This window comes from Planotetraspora thailandica (genome assembly GCF_016863335.1).
Lineage (GTDB): Bacteria > Actinomycetota > Actinomycetes > Streptosporangiales > Streptosporangiaceae > Planotetraspora > Planotetraspora thailandica.
Map to the genome: position 1 here is coordinate 1 of NZ_BOOR01000084.1, position 19,204 is coordinate 19,204.

Here is a 19,204-nt window from a genome sequence, read left to right on the forward strand (position 1 = left end):
TGAGGTCTCCGACGGGAAATCCAGGGCGCTCAAGGCATGGCAATCGATGTGCATCCGCGATGCATCGGTGGCCGCGGATGGGTTCTCCCCTACATCTCTGCCGGAGACCGGGCATGCGAGACGGGTGCGGAAAATAGGTCGCCGCGTGCTGCGAGGCGCCGGGCATGCGAGGCGCCGGGCATGCGAGGCGCCGGGCATGCGAGACCCGTGGGCGCAAAGGCGACCTCGTTTGCGAGGGCTCGGCCATGCGAGGCGACCGGCGTACTCGAGGTGAGTGCTCAGATGGAAGCGGACAGCCGGGTCATGCCGCTCCTGCTCGTGCCCTTCTTGTAAGGCGATCCACGCTCGGCCGTCGCTTACGCCGGACGCTCACATCAGCACGCGACTCAGCGAGAGCCGTACGTGAGGCGGAAGCCGTACGTGAAGCGGGGGTTGTACGTGAAGCGGAAGCCGTAGGTGAAGCGGTCAGGGCCTTGTACGGCGCAGCCACGTGTAGGCGGTCAAGCCCAGAATCGGCCACATCAGGGATTGCACGCTGAGCAGAGGCAGATGGTCGAGCAGGACACCGTCATGGCCGTCTTTCATCCAGCTCATGACGGGAACCGTGATCCAGCGGACCGTGGACAGGCTGAGCAGGAGAATCGCCAGATAGCCGATGATCAGGGCCAGACTGGAAATGGCGGGGGAGGGGAGGATCGCGCGACTGGTCAGCGCTCCGATCGCCACGCCGGTCAGTACGGCGAACAGGTGCAGAGCCACCCCGGCCATCGACACGCCCAGGCTCGGCTGGCCGGACAGACGCGAGAACAGGGCGATCTCGCCGATCGCCGCGAGGCCGAGGCCGAAGATGCACGCGGCCAGCAGGCCGCTCAGCAGTTCTCTCCGCCCGATGGCGGTAATCGCGATCATGCGTTGCTCGTCCGGTTCGGTGTCGAGCAGTCCGCGCGCCGCCCAGGCGAAGACGGGGATGAGGATGGCGGCCGAATCGGCCATCGCGCCCAGCTCCTCACCGGCGGGCACGGGCGTCGCGTAGAGGATCGCCAGGAGCGGAAGCAGGGCGATGAGCGGCTGGAGAGCTCGGTGAGATCGTGCGTATCCCGCGAGCCTGAAGCGGGCCAGAGCGATCATTTGGCGGGCTCCTGGGCTATCCGTACGGCATGCCCCTCCGCTCGCAGGCGACCGGCGAGGTCTTCCACCTTGGAGACCGGCACGGCGACCTCCAGCACAACGACCCCCTCCGGGCTGCCGGCCGTAACCGGGCTGGCCGTTGTATCCGAGCTGGCGGCCCCAACCGGGCCGGCAGCCGTAACCGGGTCTGTGGCCGTGTGCGGCGAATGCGCTTCGCCGGTACTCAACTCTGAAATCGCCCGGTTTCTTACTTCGTGGCGTCGGAGTCCGGGGAAGGAGCGCAGGTCACCCTGATGGTCGCTGACGACGACGATTCCGCCTCGTGTGGAGATCTCGCCGATGATGCGGGGCAGTTCGGCACGGGTGGCGGCATCGAGGCCGGCGAACGGCTCGTCGAGGATGAGAAGGCCCGGTTCGCGCATCAACGCCTGGACGAGGCCCACCTTGTGGGCGCTTCCCTTGGACAGGTCGGGCAGCGGATGCCTGAGCAGGTGGGCCATGCCGAGCCGTTCGCACCACTCGCCGATCCGCCGCGGGTCGGTTCCCTGCACCGCGGCCATGTGGCGCAGGTATGCGGTGACGGTGAACGGCTGGGCGGCGGGAAAACGTTCGGGAGCGTATCCGATGACGTCCGGGCGCTCGGCGATCATGCCCGTGGACGGCCTGAGCAGGCCTGCCAGCAGGCGGAGCAGGGTGGATTTGCCGGTCCCGTTGGGGCCGACGATTTCTGTCACGTCCCCTGGGGAGAGCGTCAGCCCCGCCTCGGTGAGGATCCACGGCTCGCGGCGCCCATATCGGAAGGACAGGTTGGTTACCCGCATAGGATTCGCACCCTATACGGACTGATCGCCGAACGGCGCTGCCCCAAGATGCCCCAAGATGCCCCAAGATGCCAGAGGAGGCCCCCATGGTCACCGTGGACGTACGGTCATGACCCGTGTCGCGGTCGCCCAGCTCGGCCTGCACGTCGGGCGGCCCGACGACAACCGCGCGGCGGCGCGGGCCGCCGTGGCCGAGGCGGTGGCGGCCGGGGCCCGGCTCGTCGTGCTGCCCGAGCTGGTCAACAGCGGTTATGTCTTCGCCGGCGCGGCCGAGGCCCGCACGCTCGCCGAGCCCGCCGACGGCCCGACCGTCTCGGAGTGGGTACGGCTGGCACGGGCCCACGACCTGATCATTGTCGGCGGATTCTGCGAACTGCTGGACGGGCGGCTTCACAACAGCCAGGCCATGGTCGACGCAGGCGGCCTGCGTGCCGTGTACCGCAAAGCACACCTGTGGGACGCCGAGCAGGATGTGTTCGTCCCCGGCGACGGCCCGGCCCCGGTCGTCGACACGGACTTCGGCCGGATAGCGATGATGGTCTGTTACGACCTGGAGTTTCCTGAATGGGTGCGCTCGGTCGGCCTGGCGGGGGCGGATCTGCTCGCGGTCTCCACAAACTGGCCCGCTTCCCCCGTGCCCGCGGGTGAACGCCCGGTCCTCCTCGCGCATGCGCAGGTCGCCGCCGCCTCCAACCGCATGTACGTCGCCGTGGCAGATCGGTGTTCGGCGGAGCGCGGCGTCGGCTGGGTCTGCGGATCGTCGATCATGGGGCCGCGGGGATACCCGCTGGCGGGGCCCGTGCTCGAGGACCGCCCGGCCGTCCTGGTCGCCGACTGCGACACGGGCGCGGCGCGCGACAAGGCCGTGGGACCGAGGAATCACGTGCACCGGGACCGGCGGCCCGACCTCTACCCGGACGCCGGGGCGCGCATCCCGGCGACATAAGGAGCAACCGTGATCGTGGACCTGTCGGTGCCCATCGTGAGCGGGATGCCGGTCTATCCCGGCGACCCCGAAGTCGAGATCCGCCCCGCGCTCACCGTCGCGGCGGAAGGGGTCAACGTGCTCGGGCTGCATCTCGGGTCGCAGACGGGCACGCATGTGGACGCGCCGTACCACATCGACGACTCCCTTCCCCGGCTCGGCGACCTGCCGCTGGAGCTATTCATCGGTCCGGCCGAGGTCGTGGACGCGCGGGGCCTGCCGCCTCGCGCGCCCATCGGCCCGGAGATCGTCGAGCCGCGGCTCAGGAGCGGAGCGATTCTGCTGATCGCGACGGGATGGGCGTCGGCGTGGGGGAGCGAGGCATATCTGGAGCACCCGTGGCTCACGGAGGAGGCCGCGGAGCTGATCGTCGCGGCGGGGGTGCGGACGGTCGGGATCGACGCGCTCAGCGTGGATCCGACCCCGGCGCACGAGCTGCCCGCCCATCGGGTGTTGTGCGGCGCGCACGCCGTCATCGCGGAGAACCTGCGCGGTCTCGACCGGCTGGCCGAAGCCCGGTCGGCGGGGCTGGCGATCGAGGTGTCCCTGCTGCCGCTGCGCCTGGACGGGGCCGACGGGTCTCCGGTCCGTGCGATCGCCAGGATCGCGACCCCGGACTCGCCGTCCGCCTAAGCTCGCGGCACCTGTGATCACGTACGCGAGATCAGCGGGTGCCCCACGAATAGGTCTGCTTGTGGAGCTTGAGGTAGACGAAGGTCTCCGTCGCCCGCACGCTCGGGATCGCCCGGATCTTGCCGAGGATCTCCAGCAGGTGGCTGTCCCCTTCGCACACGACCTCGACCATGATGTCGACCGAGCCCGCGGTCAGCACGACGTAGTCGATCTCGCCGATCGAGGACAGCTCGTCGGCGACGCTCTCCAGGTCGCCCTCGCATTTGATGCCGATCATCGCCTGCCTCGGGAAGCCGAGGGTGAGGGGGTCGGTCACCGCGACGATCTGCATGACGCCGAGGTCCAGGAGACGCTGCACGCGCTGGCGCACGGCCGCCTCCGACAACCCCACGGCCTTACCGATCGCGGCGTACGGCTTTCGCCCGTCCGTCTGGAGTTGCTCGATGATCTGTTTGGAGATTTCGTCGAGGACCACGGGCCCACCCGGGGCCGTCGCGCGTGCCTTCGGCGGAGTCGTCATCCTCGGGGGGTGTCCTCTCTCGGCGTCGTGGTAGCGCTCGTATGTTACGGACTGATTTTTAACATGTTGCTGGCGGGGTCTGACATGTTGTCAGCACACTCGCCTTGATCAAGCGATTCCGTAGCGATTTGGTATCTTAACCACGAAATCACTTGTAGTTGGTTTTTTTGTCTGCCAGAGTCGCGACATTCAGCTACCTCGACAGGAGGGCAACGGTGACCACCCGTCTGCAGAACTTCGTGAACGGGAAGTTCGTCGACGCCGTCAGTGGCCGGTTCTCTGATGTGGTCGATCCGACCACCGGGGAGGTATACGCCCAGGCGCCGATCTCCGGTCAGGAGGACGTCGACGCCGCTTACGCCGCCGCGGCGCTCGCCTTCGAAACGTGGGGGCAGACGACCCCCGCCGAGCGTGCCGGGTTCCTGCTCAAGATCGCTGACGCCATCGAGGCCCGCGCCGATGAGATCAACGAGGCGGAGTGCCGTAACACAGGCAAGCCTCGGGCCCGCATGGCGGAGGACGAGACGCCGATCGCCGCCGACCATTTCCGCTTCTTCGCGGGGGCGGCGCGCACGCTGGAGGGCCCGACCGCCGGGGAGTTCCTCGCCGACCACACCTCGATGATCCGGCATGAGCCGATCGGTGTCATCGGCCAGGTCACCCCGTGGAACTACCCGATGATGATGGCCGTGTGGAAGATCGCCCCGGCCCTGGCCGCGGGCAACACGATCGTCCTCAAGCCATCGGACACCACCCCGGTCTCCACGATCAAGCTCGCTGAGATCATCGGCGACGTCCTGCCCGCGGGCGTCTTCAACGTCGTCACCGGTGACCGGGAGACCGGCGCCCTCGTCGTGGGCCACCCCACCGCCGACATGGTGGCCATCACCGGATCGGTCGGCGCCGGAATGGCAGTGGCGAAGACCGCCGCCGACGACCTCAAGCGCGTGCACCTGGAGCTGGGCGGCAAGGCCCCCGTCGTCGTCTTCGACGACGTCAAGGACATCGCCGCGGTCGCCGAGGCGATCGCCGGCGCGGGCCTCTACAACGCCGGGCAGGACTGCACCGCCGCCTGTCGCGTCCTGGTCCACGAGAGCATCCACGACGAGTTCGCCGCGGCGCTGGCCCGGGCCGCGGAGAACACCAAGCTGGGCGGCCTGGACGACGAGGACGCCTACTTCGGCCCTCTCAACAACGCCAACCAGCTCGCCCGCGTGCAGGGCTTCCTCGAGCGCGTGCCCGCCCATGCGACCGTGCTCACCGGCGGCCGGCAGGTCGGCGACAAGGGCTTCTTCTTCGCGCCCACCGTCGTCGACGGCCTCCGCCAGGACGACGAGATGGTCCAGGACGAGGTCTTCGGCCCCGTCATGACGATCCAGACCTTCACCGACGAGGCCGACGCCCTGGCCAAGGCCAACGGCGTCCGGTACGGCCTGTCGGGCTCGGTGTGGACCTCCGACCACGGCAGGGCGATGCGCGTGTCCAAGCGCCTCGACTTCGGCGTGGTGTGGGTCAACACCCACATTCCCTTCGTGTCCGAGATGCCGCACGGCGGCTTCAAGCATTCCGGCTACGGAAAGGATCTGTCGGTCTTCGGCCTGCACGACTACACCCGCGTCAAGCACGTCATGCACTACATCGGTGAATAGAGTCGGCGGCGAAAGCCGTACGAGCTATTGATAAGAGGGATAAGCCTGGAATGACAGAAATCCAGGCGGGCACGGGGGTAGCCGAAACGGCTGCCCCCGGTTCACAACAAGTGCCCGCCATCGAGCTCGACAATGTCGTCAAGGAATACACCTCGCACGGCGAGGTCGTACGAGCCGTCAAAGGCGTGAGCCTGAGCATCGCGGAGGGCGAGTTCTTCTCCCTCCTCGGCCCCTCCGGTTGTGGCAAGACCACCAGCATGCGGATGATCGCCGGATTCGAGGACCCGACACAGGGCGTGGTCCGGCTGCACGGGCAGGACGTCACGAGCGTCCCCCCGAACAAGCGCGACGTGAACATGGTGTTCCAGTCCTACGCCCTCTTCCCGCACATGAGCGTCTGGGAGAACGTGGCCTTCGGACTCAAGCGCAAGAACGTCGACGCCGCCGAGATCAAGCGCCGGGTGGGGGAGATCCTCGAGGTCGTCGACCTCACCGGCAGGGAGAAGCGCCGCCCCCGGGAGATGTCCGGCGGCCAGCAGCAGCGCGTCGCGCTCGCCCGCGCCCTGGTCAACCGGCCGCGCGCCCTGCTCCTCGACGAGCCCCTCGGCGCGCTCGACCTGAAGCTCCGCCAGGCCATGCAGATAGAGCTGAAGCGCATCCAGCGCGACGTCGGCATCACCTTCGTGTACGTCACCCACGACCAGGGTGAGGCGCTGACGATGAGCGACCGCATCGCTGTCATGAACGACGGGCTCGTGGACCAGCTCGCCGACCCCCGCGAGATCTACGAGCGTCCGGCGACCAAGTTCGTGGCCGGGTTCATCGGCACGTCCAACCTGCTGAGCGGCGTCGTCCAGGAGGTCACCGGTTCGACGGCGGTGCTTGCGCTCGGGCCGAGCGACCGCGTCGTCATCTCCACGGAGACTCCCGTCGCCGTCGGGGACTCCGTGGAGCTCACGGTGCGCCCCGAGAAGATCACGATTGCGACCGAGCAGCCCGCGGGCGACCGCAGCGTCGTGCGCGGCACGGTCTCCGAAGTCGTCTATCTGGGCACCTCGAACAACTACGCGGTGGTTCTCGCCGATGGCGCCGAGATCACCGTCTTCCAGCAGAACGCGCACGACAGCACCATCACGGCCGAGCGAGGCGACACGGTCTGGCTGTCCTGGCAGCCTCAGCACTCCTACGTGCTGCGGTAACTCCCTCGATATACCAGGAGCACGAACCATATGAACGACCCCCGCAATCAGGACCCCGCGTTCCTCCGTGGCATGACCCAGCGCCGTCTCGGACGTCGTGATGCGTTCCGTCTCGCCGGCCTCTCCGCCGCCGGTCTCGCCCTCGCCGCCTGCGGCGTGCAGGGCAAGCGGGTGACCAAGCCGACCTCGTCCGCCCAGGCACAGTCGGCCGTCCAGCAGTACTGGTCCGGCAAGGCCAAGAACGGCCACGTCGACTTCGCCAACTGGCCGTACTACATGGATCCCAAGCACCCGCAGCTGAAGCAGTTCACCCAGCAGACCGGGATCACGGTCACCTACGACGAGGCCATCCAGGAGAACGCCTCCTGGTTCGCCAAGATCCAGCCGCTGCTCGCCGCCGGTCAGTCGATCAACTACGACCTGATGGTCGTCACCAACGGCATCCAGTTCACCGAGTTGGTCGAGCTCGGCTACCTGGCGCCGCTCGACCACAGCAAGCTGCCGAACTTCGCCGCCAACGCCGGCCCGCGCTACAAGAACGAGGCCTACGACCCGGGCAACGTCTACAGCATCCCGTGGACGTCGGGCATGACCGGCATCGCCTACAACCCGAAGTACATCGACACGCCGCCCACCAGCTACGCCGCTCTGTGGGACCCCAAGTACAAGGGCAAGGTCGGCATGATGGCCGACTCCCAGGAGATCGGCAACTTCGGGATGTTCCTGCTCGGCGTCGATCCGGAGAAGTCGACGCCGGCCGACTGGGAGAAGGCGGCGGCCAAGCTCAAGGAGCAGCGCGACGCCGGGATCGTGCGGAAGTACTACGACCAGGGGTACGTCGATCCCCTGGGCAAGGGCGACATCTGGCTCTGCCAGGCCTGGTCCGGCGACATCTTCCAGAAGAACATCTCCGAAGGCACCGACCTGAAGTTCGTGATCCCGGAGGAGGGGGCCACGATCTGGACCGACAACATGATGATCCCGAAGACCGCGGCCAACCCCGTCGACGCGATCATGCTGATGGACTTCTTCTACGACCCGCAGATCGCCGCAGGTCTCGCCGAGTACATCAACTACGTCACGCCGGTGCCGGCGGCGCAGGCCATCATCAAGGCGGACGCGGCGAAGGCGAAGGGCGACGAGCAGAAGACGCTGGAAGAGGTGGCCGACAGCCCGCTGGTGTTCCCCTCCGAGGCCGACTACGCGAAGCTGCGGACCTACCGCACCTTCAAGAACACCGACGAGCAGAAGCAGTACGAGAACATCTTCCAAGCGATCACCACCTCATGAGCGCGTACGACATGCCATCGGCCGAGGAGGAGGCATGAGGACGCTCAGGGCGCGGCTGACGCCGTACGCGCTGGTGCTCCCAGGCGGGCTCTGGCTGGCGATCTTCTTCGTGATCCCGACCCTGGTGATGCTGTCCCTGTCGTTGCAGTCGGGCAACGTGGTGGACGGCTTCGCCTTCACGTGGAACTGGCACAGCTACGTCGACGGGATCACCACCTACCACAACCAGATCGTCCGGTCCCTGCTGTACGGCCTGTCGGCGACGATCATCCAGATCGTCATCGGCTTCCCGGTGGCGTACTGGATCGCCTTCAAGGGCGGCAGCCGCAAGTCGGTCTACCTCTTCCTGGTCCTGCTGCCGTTCCTCGTGTCGTTCGTGCTGCGGACGATCTCGTGGCAGTTCCTGCTGTCGGACAACGGCATCCTGCTCGGCCCCCTGAAGAGCCTCGGCGTGCTGCCGCAGGACTTCCACATCCTGGCCACGCCGTACGCCGTGATCGGCGGCCTGTCGTACAACTTCCTGCCGTTCATGATCCTGCCGATGTACGTGGCGCTTGAGCGGATCGATCCCCGGCTGCTCGAGGCGGCGCAGGACCTCTACGCCAGCAAGGTGCAGACCTTCCTTCGCGTGGTGCTGCCCCTGTCGTTGCCCGGGGTGTTCGCCGGAGTGCTGATGACGTTCGTGCCGGCGAGTTCCGACTACGTGAACTCCTCCGTGCTGGGCGGCACCAACACGACGATGATCGGCAACGTCATCCAGAACCAGTTCCTGGTCAACCAGGACTATCCCGTCGCGTCGGCCCTGTCGTTCACCCTGATGGCGTTGCTGCTCGTCGGCATCTTCGTCTACGCGAGGGCGCTCGGCACCGAGGACGTGCTGGAGGTGGCCGCGCGATGAACCGTGGGCTGTTCAGGGGGCGCGGCCTCCAGATCTACACCTGGCTGGTGATCGCCTGGCTGGTGGTCCCGATCGCCGTCATGATCCTCTTCGGGTTCAACGACACCAAGGGCCGGTTCAACACCGTCTGGCAGGGCTTCACCTTCAAGTGGTACGGCAGGCTCTTCGAGATCGACGCCCTCACCCAGGCTCTGATCAACTCCCTTGTCATCGCGGTGTTGACGATGGTGATCGCCGGCGCGCTCGGCTCGCTCATCGGGCTGGCGCTCGGCCGCTACCGTTTCCGCGGGTCGGGCTCGTTGAACCTCGTGATGTTCGCCGCCATCTCGTGCGCCGAGATCGTGATGGGCGCGTCCCTGCTGTCGTTCTTCGTCACGCTGGCGGTTCCGCTCGGATTCTGGACGATCGTCATCTCGCACGTCATGTTCTCGATCTCGTTCGTGGCCGTCACGGTGCGGGCCCGGGTGATGACGCTCGACTCCTCGCTTGAGGAGGCGGCGCGCGACCTGGGAGCGGGGCCGTGGGCGACGTTCCGGCTGGTGACGCTGCCCATGATCTTCCCGGGCGTGCTGGCGGGCTCGATGCTGGCGTTCGCATTGTCGATCGACGACTTCGTCATCACGAACTTCAACGCGGGCGGCACCGTGACGTTCCCGCTGTGGATCTGGGGCGTCACCCGCGTCGGCATCCCGCCGCAGGTCAACGTCATGGGCACGATCATCTTCGTGGTCGGCCTGCTCATCGCCGTCAGCAACATCGTCGTTTCACGCCGCCGCCGCAACGCCTAGCAATACCGGGGAAGTGGGATGTGTGGATCCGCTGAAGGCTCTCGCTGACGCGGAGCGCAAGCCGTACTGGCTGGATCGGGCGATCGCGCCCGAACCGCTTCCCCGGCTGGTCGGCCAGGTCACCGCGGACCTGGCCGTCGTCGGGGGCGGGTTCTCGGGATTGTGGACCGCGCTCATGGCCAAGGAGCGCGACCCGTCGCTCGACGTCGTCCTGCTGGAGGCCCGCGAGATCGGGTGGGCCGCCTCGGGTCGCAACGGCGGATTCTGCGCGGCCAGCATCACCCACGGCCTGGGCAACGGGCTGGAGCGCTGGCCCGGGGAGATCGCCGCCCTGGAGCGCATGGGCAGGGAGAACCTCGACGGGATCGAGGCGTCGCTCGCCCGCCACGGGATCGACTGCTCCTTCGAGCGGACCGGCGAGATGCGCGTCGCCACTCGCGAGTGGCAGCTCGCCGGGCTCGACGAGGAGGCCGAGGCGGCCGCGTCGCTCGGCCGGAGCCTGGAGCGGCTCGACCGCGAGCAGGTGCGGGCCGAGGTCGACTCCCCGACCTACCTGGGCGGCCTGTGGGACCGCGACGGCGTGGCCATGGTCGATCCCGCCCGGCTGGCCTGGGGGCTCCGGGACGCCTGCGAACGGCTCGGCGTGCGGATCTTCGAGCGCACCCCGGTCAGGTCGCTCGGGGACGGCGGCGCCTTCCTCCACCTGGACACGCCGCTCGGCAAAGTGCGGGCGTCCCAGGTCGCGCTGGGCACGGGCGCGTTCCCCCCGCTGCTCGGCCGCCTGCGGCACTTCCTGGTGCCGGTCTACGACTACGCGCTCATGACCGAGCCGGTGCCGAAGGACCTGCTGGCCGAGGTCGGCTGGCGCAACCGGCAGGGCTTCGGCGACTCGGCCAACCAGTTCCACTACTACCGGCTGACCGACGACGACCGCATCCTGTGGGGCGGCTACGACGCCGTCTACCACAACGGCGGCAGGGTAAGGCCTGAATACGAGCAGCGCGACGCGACGTTCGAGATGCTCGCCGCGCACTTCTACGAGACGTTCCCGCAGCTCGACAAGGTCGCCTTCACCCATCGCTGGGGCGGCGTCATCGACACCTGCAGCAGGTTCAGCGTGTTCTTCGGCACGGCGTACGGCTCCCGCCTCGCCTACGCGGCCGGATACACGGGGCTGGGGGTAGGGGCCACCCGTTTCGGCGCCAACGTGATGCTCGACCTGCTCGCGGGGGAGCAGACCGAGCGGACCGAGCTGAGCATGGTGCGTCGCAAGCCGCTGCCGTTCCCGCCGGAGCCGCTCAGGTCGGGCGTCGTGCAGCTCACCCGCTGGTCGCTCGCGCGCGCCGACGCCGACGACGGCCGCCGCAACGCCTGGTTGCGCCTGCTCGACGCGATGGGTCTCGGCTTCGACTCCTAAGTCCGGCGCAGCCGCGCGGCCAGAGTCGTGACGCCCAGCGCGGCGGCGAGGCAGGCCACAGGGATCGCGGGCAGCATGTAGCGGTGGTCGAAGTCCAGTGCGGCGACGGGCGCGACGAGCAGGAACACGGCCGTCATCCACGGCAGCGGCACCGCCCGTCGCCGGCCGATCGAGCCGAGGCCGCCCAGCAGCAGGATGATCCCGAACAGCGGGCCGTGCAGCACGGCGGGATATTCATAGGTGGAAAGCACGCTTCCGTAAGGCTCGACGGAGGACATCCCGCGGATGTCGCCGTCATACTCCCCGCGTACCTTGTCGATCAGCGGAAAGGCCGGCAGCGGCCACGAACCGTGGGGGAACGTCAGCGCGGGCGAGACACGCAGCGGGTGGCGTACCGGGGTCCACGCGAAGGCGAGCGAGGTGTCGTGGACGACCGCGCCGAGGTAGTCCAGCGGTTGCGCGGCGATGGCGCGCAGGGCGAAGGAGCGGGCCAGGTCGTTGTGGGAGAAGCGGTCGCCCGGCAACCGATTCAGTGAGGCGCCCGCGGCCCACACGTACTCCGAGGCGGCGTCGACCACGGTTCCGTTAGGGCAGAGCTTCGACTCCTCGGCGGGCGGCTTGATCACCGAGCAGTCGGCGAACGTCATCGTGCGAGCCCACAGCGCCACACCGTCAGAACCACTGAGCGCGAACCTCCCGTGATACGCCTGATACCAGCTCGCGTAGCCGACGAGAGGCAGCAGGCCCGCTACGGCCAGCGCGATCACCTGCCGACGGCCGGCCCGCCGGACGATCAGGTGGATCAGGACGAGGCCCAGCAACGGCACCGCGACCGTCCGGGTGAGCCCGGCCAGCGCCAGCAGCAGGCCGACTACGGCACAGGCGCGCACCGACGGCCTGGTCCGCCACAACAGGACGGTCAGCGCGGCCACGACGAGGAAGATGACCTGGGTGTCGGACAGCACGGAGTGTTCCAGCCGGAGGAACGCCGGGTCGAACAGTACGGGCAGGGTGGCAAGCGTCGCCCCCCACCCGGGAAGCGACCTGCGGCGCAGCACCAGATAGATCATCGAGGCCATGCCGAGCCCGATGACGTGCTGCACCCCCGCCACCAGTTCGACACTGTGGAACGGCAGGAGCAGTCGCAGGAAGAAGGAGTACCCGGCAGGGTGGAACGCCCCGGAGGGCTGGAGGTGGACGGCGGTGTCCAGGTAGGTGAAGGAGTCGTACCAGTAGAGCTGCGCGGTGTCGTAGCCCAGCATGACGAGACCGCGGAGCGCCGCCCCGAGGACGATCACGAGGGCGAAGACCCCGTGGCCGGTGGCGAAGAACCGGCGGAAGAAGGACGGCCTGCCCTGGTTCACGGTGTGGGCGGCCGGGGCGCCGGCAGTGGAGACGAGCATGGTCGAGCCCCCGATCGGGTTGCCGGGTGGTTCCCGGCGCGGTGAGGGCAGTCCAGCGAGTGTTCGATAACTTCGGTGTGGCCAAATCTGGTTATGGCGGCGTTACGCCGCTTTCTGGCACGCTGGCGGGATCCGAAGATCAAGGAGCTGCCGTGCGGGTACTGGTCGCCGAGGACGAGCGCATGCTCGCCGACTCGATCGGCGAGGGGTTGCGTGGCGAGGCCCTCGCGGTCGACATCGCCTACGACGGCGAGTCGGCACTGGAACGGCTTCACGTCCACGACTACGACGTGCTCATCCTGGACAGGGATCTGCCGGGTGTGCACGGTGACGACGTGTGCAGGGCCCTGGTCGCCGGCGGTGCGCTGGTACGCGTCATCATGCTCACCGCGTCCGGCGACGTACGCTCCCGGGTGGAGGGCCTGTCCCTCGGCGCCGACGACTACCTCCCCAAACCGTTCGCGTTCGAGGAACTCCTCGCCCGCGTCCACGCGCTGGGCCGCCGGGCACGGCCCGCCGACCCGCCGATGCTGGAACGGGCAGGCATCCGCCTGGATTGGGCGCACCGCCAGGTGTTCCGGGACGGCCGCTACGTCCCGCTCGCCCGCAAGGAGTTCGGCGTGCTGGCCGAGTTGCTGCGCGCCGGCGGGGCGGTGGTCTCCGCCGAGACGCTGCTGGAAAAGGTGTGGGACGAGCACACCGACCCGTTCACCAACACCGTGAGGACGACGATGGTGAAACTACGGCGCAAGATCGGCGAGCCGGCGGTCATCGAGACCGTCACCGGGGCGGGGTACCGCATCCCATGAAGACGAGCGTGCGGTTACGCTTCGCCCTCGCCTGCGGCGCGGTGTTCGTCCTCGGCGGCGCCGTGCTGCTGGTCGCGGTCTCCTTCGTCGTACGGCAGAGCCTGGAACCCCGTGACGGGCTGCGCCAGCCCGAGTACATCGTCGTCGCGAGCACGAGGTTCTATGCCACGGGCGACACGGTGGCGAACGATCCGTACTACGTGGCCCAGCAGCGGGTCGCGCAGGTCAGGCGGATCTACCAGCGCGACACCATCAAGAACGTGCTCACCGTGGGTGGCATCGGACTCCTGGCGGCCGGCGGGCTCGTCACCGCGGTCGGCTGGCGGGCCGCCGGGTGGGTGATCCGCCCGGTCAGATCGGTGACCGAACGTGCGCGTAGCATCGCGCATAGCCATGACCTCGCCGAGCGTATCGCCCACAATGGACCGCAGGACGAGATCAAGGAGCTCGCCGACATCGTCGACGGCATCCTCGGCCGTCTGGCCCGCTCGTACGACGGTCAGCGGCGCTTCGTCGCCAACGCCTCCCACGAGTTGCGCACGCCGCTCACCATCAACCGCACCCTCGTGGACGTGGCGGTCCGGCGGCCCGACGCGACCGAGGACGTCAAGCGCCTCGGCGAGTCGCTTCTCGTGGTCAACACCAGGCACGAGCGGCTGATCGACGCGCTGCTCGCCCTGTCGGAAGGGCAGCGAACGGTCCTCGACCGACGCCCCTTCGACCTCTCCGACGTGGTCGAGCATGTGCTGGACCTGGCGGCCAAGGAAGCCGCGGATCGCGAGGTCACCATTCACCGACTGCTGGACCCCGCACCGACCGCCGGTGAGGCGGTGCTGGTCGAACGGCTCGCGCAGAATCTCGTGGAGAACGCCATACGGCACAACCACCCCGGCGGCGAGATGTGGGTGTCCACGCGGCAGCGGGCCGACCGGGTGGAACTGGTGGTGGCCAACACCGGGCTCCCCGTTCCTCCCTATGAGATCGAGACGATCTTCGAGCCGTTCCGGCGGCTGCACGGCGACCGGCTGCGCTCTGACCGCGGCAGCGGCCTCGGGCTGTCGATCGTCAGGGTCGTGACGGAGGCCCACGACGGCACCGTGACCGCCAGTCCTCGTGAGGAGGGCGGCCTCACCATCGCCGTCGAGTTGCCGCGCGAGCAAACGTGAGGCGGTTTGCTGTCGGGCTTACTATCCCGCCAGCCAGCGCAGCGGGTTGTCGTGCGTGATGAGCCGCAGGGTGTCCTCGTCCACCTTTGCCTCGCGGAGCGCGGGCAGCAGCACCCCGAACAGCCTGCCGTACCCCTGCCCGCCGTATCCGGCGAGGTGGTCCCTGCGGGAGACGCCGCTGCTGAGCAGCACGCGCTCGGCGTGGCCGGCGTCGAGGAGGGCGAGCACGTGCTCGGGGTCGTCGGCGTCCACGTAGGCGCCCGTCTCCGCGATCTTGCGCTGGGCAGGGGCGTCGCCCGCGCGCACGGCCAGCCGCCGGGGCGGCACGCCGTGCGACAGGAGCGTCTCCAGCGCCGCGAGGCCCTCCGTCGCGACCGGCAGGTCGGTGCGCACGCAGGCGCGGGCGCACGCGGTCAGCGCGCGCTCCTCGGCGGGCGTGGGCGTCTCGCCCCAGGCGGCGGCCACGATGAGGCCGGGCCGTGATCCCGTGCCGTCGAGCCCGGTGCCGATCTCGTGGAGGAGGTCGGCGGTCAGGTCGTCCACCCCGTGCTCTCGGATCGCGGCCCCGGAGAAGGGCTCGGGGGCGAAGCCCGTCGAGGCCACCACGGCGAGCCTGCCGCCCGTCGCCATGCGGGCGAGGGCGGCGGGGTCGCGGGCCATGCCGGCGCAGGTGTGCTCGACGACCAGGCTCAGGGCGTGATCGGACGCGAGCCGCCTGAGCTCGTCGACGACGTATCGCTCCTCATCGAGCCAGCGGTGCGGGTCGGAGTCGACGCCGACGCCCCATCGGGTGTCGGTACGCAGATGCTCGTGGGGAAGCACCGGCCCCTCGATCTCAGAGACGGGTATCGCGCCCGAGACGGTCTGGATACGAGGGAAATATGCGCCGGACATGAACGGACATTAACTTATTTTTTGCAACAACAGGGCCTATTCACGCGAGGAGCTCCGTGTATATCTCCTCGAAGCGGGCCAGAGAGCGCTCGTGGTCGTGAGCGGCGGCCAGGGCGAGGCTCGCCCGCGACATCGAGGCGTGCAGCTCCGCGGACGTCAGGATCCGGGTGAGGTGGGCGGCCATCTCCTTCGCGTCACCGGGCCGGAAGAGGAAGCCGTTGCCGTCCACCAGATGGGGCAGGGCCATCGCGTCCGCGGCGACGACCGGCAGGCCCGCGGCCATGGCCTCGAGCGTCGCGATGCTCTGCAGCTCGGCGGTGCCCGGCATGGCGAACACGTCGGCCGCCGAGTAGACCTGCGGCAGGTCGGCGTCGGGCACGAAGCCGAGGAAGCGCACGCGCTCGCCGACTCCGATCCGGGCCGCGAGCCGGGCCAGGGCCTCCCGCCTGGCTCCCTTGCCCGCCAGCACGACCTGGGCGTCGACGTTGTTCAGCACGTACGGCAGGGCCCTGATCAGATCCTCGATGCGCTTCTCCTCGTCGAGCCGGCCCACGAACAAAATCGTCGGCAGGTCGGCCAGGCCGAACCTCCTGCGTGCCCACTCCTGCGGCTGGCGCTGGAAGCGCTGCAAGTCGATGCCGCACGACACCGCCTCCACCTGACCGGGGCACCCCTTGCCGCTCAGCAGTTCGGCCGCGATCCGGGTCGGCGTGGTGACCCGGTGGACCTGCGCGAAGACCCGGGCGAGGTCACGCCAGGCGAGCTCACCCGCACGCTCCCTCAACTGCTTCGGCACACGCGCGAACTGGAAGAGGTTGTCCGGCATGAAGTGGTTGGTGGCCACCACGGGCAGCCCGGCGAGGCGGGCCGCCGTCACCGTCGAGCGTCCCACCACGAAGTGCCCCTGAACGTGCACCACCTGCGGGCCGATTCGCCTGATGAGTTCCGTGACCGTACGGCTCAGCCCCGCGGGCAGGCTGACCCGCATCGTCGGGTGCAGCAGCAGACGGGCCGACCTGAGCCGGTGGACCACCACGCCGCCTGCGGTCTCCGTGCGGGGGCGGCCGTCGTCGGAGGCGCACAACACGTGCACCTGTGCGCCGCGGGCGGCCAGCCCGCAGGCCAGGCGGTGGGTGAAGTAGGACGCGCCGTTCACGTCGGGCGGGTAGGTGTCGGTGGCGATCAGGATCCGCCGGCGCGGCTCCGGAACAGGCGCGACCGACAGGGCCGGGGAGGCGGCCACGGTCTCGTCGGAGGGGAGGGGGGCGGCGTTCATCGGGCTCCTCTGACTTTGTGGGGTCCGGTGAGGGGGCTCATCCGGTGAGGGGGGTGGTCCGGGCGAGTGCGACGGTGCCGGCTCCGGCCAGCAGCGCGGCCGCGACGGCGGCCGCCACGTTGGTGGGCAGGGGCTCTCCGAGGAGCAGCGCGCCGCAGGCGACGGCGGTCAGCGGATCGGTGAGCTGCAAGGTGGCGTAGGCCACGGGGAAGTGGCCGGCGGCGTATGCCCGCTGGAGCAGGGACAACGCCGCCAGCACGGGGACGGGCAGGATGGCCAGCAGCCAGAGGTGGCCGTCGCCGTCGACGACCACCCGGGTGATGGTGGCGCACGCGCCGTACATCACCCCAGCGGCCACGGCGAGCAGTGCCGTACGGCCGGGCCCGCTCACGCGGCGGGCCACCGTGAAGCAGAGGAACGCCGTGAGGGCGGCGGCGGCCAGCAGGCACAGGGCGCTCGGGTCGTCCAGGCTGGGTGGGGGCGCGTCGGACGGGATGAGCACGACGAGGCCGGCCAGGCCTGCGCCGACGACGGCGGCGGCGGCGAGTTCGCCGCCGGAGGGCCTGCGGCCGTGCAAGGCGGCGGCGATCGGCAGCGCGAACAGGAGGCTGGCCACGCCCATGGGCTGCACCACGATCAGGGGGCCGGCGCTCAGCGCGAAGACGTGCAGCCCGCCGCCGAAGGCGACCGCTGCCGTGCCGATCAACCAGCGGGGCCGCCGGGCCAGCGTCAACATGCTGGGACCCGCGGCGCCGGAGGCCTCGTGTTGCTGGAGGGCCGCCCCCAGAGCGAAGAAAAGCGAGCCCAGCAAGGCCACGACGGCCGCGAGCACAACCATGCGCCCTCCTTTCAGCTGAATGAAGACATGGCGTTATGGCCTGAATGCCTCATGTCAGCGTCTGGAGGTGGAACGCGGGACGAATGCCCGCAACACGGGTCAGCTCATGGTCTTGCCGCCGTTGACGGCCAGGCGCTGACCGGTGACGAACCGGGAGCCGGGGGAGGCGAGGAAGGCGACGGCCTCGGCCACGTCGAGCGGCATCCCCATGTAACCGAGGGGCACGCCGCGCAGGTAGTCGTCGTACTCCTCCTGGGGGGTGCCCTCGTGCCGCTCGACCGGGATCCAGCCGGGCTCGACGGTGTTGACGGTGATCCCGTACGTGCCGAGCTCACGCGCCCACGAGCGGGTCAGTCCGTGCATGGCCGCCTTGGCCGACACGTAGTGCCCGTAGTCGGGGTTGCCGAGGTCGGTGACTTCGCTGCCGACGTTGACGATGCGGCCCGACCCCGCCTTCCGCATCCCCGGCAGGACGGCCTGCAGGATCAGCAGCGGGGCCTTGACGAAGAAGTGCAGCTGGTCGAGGTGGTCCTGCCAGGTCTGCTCCTCCACCGGCATCAGCGGCTGCGGGCCCGTGGCGTTGTTCACCACCACGTCGACGGGGCCGATGCCGGCGAGGCCCTGCCGTACGGACTGCTCGTCGGTGACGTCGAACCTGGCCAGGCGGGCGGAGCCGCCCGCGGCCTCGATGCGCTCGGCGACGGCCGACGCGCCCGCCGTGTCGTGGGCGTAGTTGAGCGCGACATGCCAGCCGTCGGCCGCGAGCCGTTCGGAGATGACGGCGCCCAGACCGCGTGAGGCGCCGGTGACCATTGCTGTTCCCATGGTTTTTCGTCCTATCACGGGGGTTTCGCCGCTTGTGCCGGAGTCTCAGGGCTCGTCGAAGCGGATGGAGTCCAGCAGGTCGGCGCCGCGCCGGTCGAGCACGGTGACGCCGTCGGCGGGAGGGAGGGCTCCGGCGCGGGCCCGCCGCACCAGCACGCGCCAGCGCCGGCGGTGCCAGGCGAAGGAGGCCGCGCTGACGGAGCGGCCCCGGGCGCGCTGCCCGGCCAGGGCGACATGCGGCTCGACGTCGAGCAGGATCACGTGCATCTGCCCGCCGCCCCTGCGGGCCAGCCACGCGAAGCCGTGAAGCAGATGCGGCCAGGTGCCGCGCGTGTGCGCGACGACGGCCTGCCCCCGCGCCACCGCCCGCGCGACGCGCCACACGTGGGTGGCGTGCACCACCGGGGTGCGCAGGCGTGGAGGGACCGCGGCGAGGCGGGGCGCCCACAGGTTGCGGGACTGCTGTGAGTCGATCACCCATGCCCCCCGGCCGTCGGGCACCGGTTGGGTCTCGTCGCCGCGCAGGCCGTACAGCCGGCGCAGCAGCGTGCTCTTGCCCGCTCCCGGCATCCCCGCGAGGAGCACCAGTGAACGGGAGGGGTATCGCAGGTCGTCGATGGACGTCGGGGTGACGGAGTCGGCGGCCACAGTGTGTGTGCACCTCT

General features: G+C 69.3%; 19 protein-coding genes. 10 read left to right on the forward strand and 9 right to left on the reverse strand.

The window, feature by feature from the left end; translation table 11 throughout:
- Nucleotides 1–465: 465 nt before the first annotated feature.
- Complete coding sequence (locus Pth03_RS38355) at nt 466–1,128, reverse strand: hypothetical protein (protein WP_203949422.1); 663 nt, start codon at nt 1,126–1,128, stop codon at nt 466–468.
- Nucleotides 1,125–1,949 (reverse strand): ATP-binding cassette domain-containing protein, encoded by an 825-nt coding sequence (locus tag Pth03_RS38360; RefSeq protein WP_203949423.1) that lies wholly within the window; start codon nt 1,947–1,949, stop codon nt 1,125–1,127. Before Pth03_RS38360 ends, Pth03_RS38355 begins: the two co-directional genes overlap by 4 nt.
- A gap of 109 nt (nt 1,950–2,058) precedes the next feature.
- Here Pth03_RS38360 and Pth03_RS38365 point away from each other — a divergent pair, with 109 nt between their 5' ends.
- Nucleotides 2,059–2,895: a nitrilase-related carbon-nitrogen hydrolase gene (locus Pth03_RS38365; protein ID WP_203949424.1), complete on the forward strand. Its 837-nt coding sequence runs from the start codon at nt 2,059–2,061 to the stop codon at nt 2,893–2,895.
- A gap of 9 nt (nt 2,896–2,904) precedes the next feature.
- Nucleotides 2,905–3,567, forward strand: a complete 663-nt coding sequence (locus tag Pth03_RS38370) for a cyclase family protein (protein ID WP_239119699.1) — start codon at nt 2,905–2,907, stop codon at nt 3,565–3,567.
- 31 nt (nt 3,568–3,598) lie between these two features.
- Here the strand turns inward: Pth03_RS38370 and Pth03_RS38375 are convergent, their stop codons facing one another.
- Nucleotides 3,599–4,087, reverse strand: coding sequence for an Lrp/AsnC family transcriptional regulator (locus Pth03_RS38375; protein WP_203949425.1), 489 nt, complete (start codon nt 4,085–4,087; stop codon nt 3,599–3,601).
- A 215-nt stretch (nt 4,088–4,302) separates the two neighbouring features.
- Between Pth03_RS38375 and Pth03_RS38380 the strand changes: the two genes are divergently transcribed.
- The 6 genes from Pth03_RS38380 to Pth03_RS38405 are packed head-to-tail and all read left to right on the forward strand — an operon-like array spanning nt 4,303 to nt 11,328.
- Nucleotides 4,303–5,736: a gamma-aminobutyraldehyde dehydrogenase gene (locus Pth03_RS38380; protein WP_203949426.1), complete on the forward strand. Its 1,434-nt coding sequence runs from the start codon at nt 4,303–4,305 to the stop codon at nt 5,734–5,736.
- A gap of 50 nt (nt 5,737–5,786) precedes the next feature.
- On the forward strand, nt 5,787–6,935 hold the full coding sequence (locus Pth03_RS38385) for an ABC transporter ATP-binding protein (RefSeq protein ID WP_203949427.1): 1,149 nt from the start codon (nt 5,787–5,789) through the stop codon (nt 6,933–6,935).
- 30 nt (nt 6,936–6,965) lie between these two features.
- Complete coding sequence (locus Pth03_RS38390; protein WP_203949428.1) at nt 6,966–8,225, forward strand: polyamine ABC transporter substrate-binding protein; 1,260 nt, start codon at nt 6,966–6,968, stop codon at nt 8,223–8,225.
- A gap of 34 nt (nt 8,226–8,259) precedes the next feature.
- The gene (locus Pth03_RS38395; RefSeq protein WP_203949429.1) at nt 8,260–9,123 is read left to right on the forward strand and encodes an ABC transporter permease; all 864 of its coding nucleotides are present in this window, start codon (nt 8,260–8,262) and stop codon (nt 9,121–9,123) included.
- Nucleotides 9,120–9,911: an ABC transporter permease gene (locus Pth03_RS38400; RefSeq protein WP_203949430.1), complete on the forward strand. Its 792-nt coding sequence runs from the start codon at nt 9,120–9,122 to the stop codon at nt 9,909–9,911. The genes Pth03_RS38395 and Pth03_RS38400 overlap by 4 nt, the downstream gene beginning before the upstream one ends.
- Before the next feature lie 22 nt (nt 9,912–9,933).
- Nucleotides 9,934–11,328, forward strand: a complete 1,395-nt coding sequence (locus Pth03_RS38405; protein WP_203949431.1) for an NAD(P)/FAD-dependent oxidoreductase — start codon at nt 9,934–9,936, stop codon at nt 11,326–11,328.
- Here the strand turns inward: Pth03_RS38405 and Pth03_RS38410 are convergent.
- Entirely contained in the window at nt 11,325–12,731 is a 1,407-nt protein-coding gene (locus Pth03_RS38410; RefSeq protein ID WP_239119700.1) for a hypothetical protein, read from the reverse strand. The two genes, Pth03_RS38405 and Pth03_RS38410, sit on opposite strands and share 4 nt — an antisense overlap.
- 152 nt (nt 12,732–12,883) lie before the next feature.
- On the opposite strand from Pth03_RS38410, the gene Pth03_RS38415 reads away from it, so the two are divergent.
- Together Pth03_RS38415 and Pth03_RS38420 are read left to right on the forward strand one after the other, a co-directional pair.
- Nucleotides 12,884–13,540 (forward strand): response regulator transcription factor, encoded by a 657-nt coding sequence (locus Pth03_RS38415; protein WP_203949432.1) that lies wholly within the window; start codon nt 12,884–12,886, stop codon nt 13,538–13,540.
- Nucleotides 13,537–14,706 carry a sensor histidine kinase gene (locus Pth03_RS38420; protein ID WP_203949433.1) on the forward strand — a complete coding sequence of 390 codons (1,170 nt, stop codon included), beginning with the start codon at nt 13,537–13,539 and terminating at the stop codon, nt 14,704–14,706. The genes Pth03_RS38415 and Pth03_RS38420 overlap by 4 nt, the downstream gene beginning before the upstream one ends.
- A 21-nt stretch (nt 14,707–14,727) precedes the next feature.
- On the opposite strand, the gene Pth03_RS38425 is transcribed toward Pth03_RS38420, so the two are convergent.
- The 5 genes from Pth03_RS38425 to Pth03_RS38445 all read right to left on the reverse strand — a co-directional run bounded on the left by Pth03_RS38425 (nt 14,728) and on the right by Pth03_RS38445 (nt 19,187).
- Nucleotides 14,728–15,600, reverse strand: a complete 873-nt coding sequence (locus tag Pth03_RS38425) for a phosphotriesterase family protein (protein ID WP_203949434.1) — start codon at nt 15,598–15,600, stop codon at nt 14,728–14,730.
- 40 nt (nt 15,601–15,640) lie between these two features.
- Nucleotides 15,641–16,876, reverse strand: a complete 1,236-nt coding sequence (locus Pth03_RS38430; protein WP_203949435.1) for a glycosyltransferase — start codon at nt 16,874–16,876, stop codon at nt 15,641–15,643.
- A 37-nt stretch (nt 16,877–16,913) separates the two neighbouring features.
- Nucleotides 16,914–17,714, reverse strand: coding sequence for a DMT family transporter (locus Pth03_RS38435; protein WP_203949436.1), 801 nt, complete (start codon nt 17,712–17,714; stop codon nt 16,914–16,916).
- A gap of 99 nt (nt 17,715–17,813) precedes the next feature.
- Entirely contained in the window at nt 17,814–18,539 is a 726-nt protein-coding gene (locus tag Pth03_RS38440; protein ID WP_203949437.1) for an SDR family oxidoreductase, read from the reverse strand.
- 45 nt (nt 18,540–18,584) lie between these two features.
- Nucleotides 18,585–19,187 (reverse strand): AAA family ATPase, encoded by a 603-nt coding sequence (locus Pth03_RS38445; protein ID WP_203949438.1) that lies wholly within the window; start codon nt 19,185–19,187, stop codon nt 18,585–18,587.
- Between the last annotated feature and the right edge of the window lie 17 nt (nt 19,188–19,204).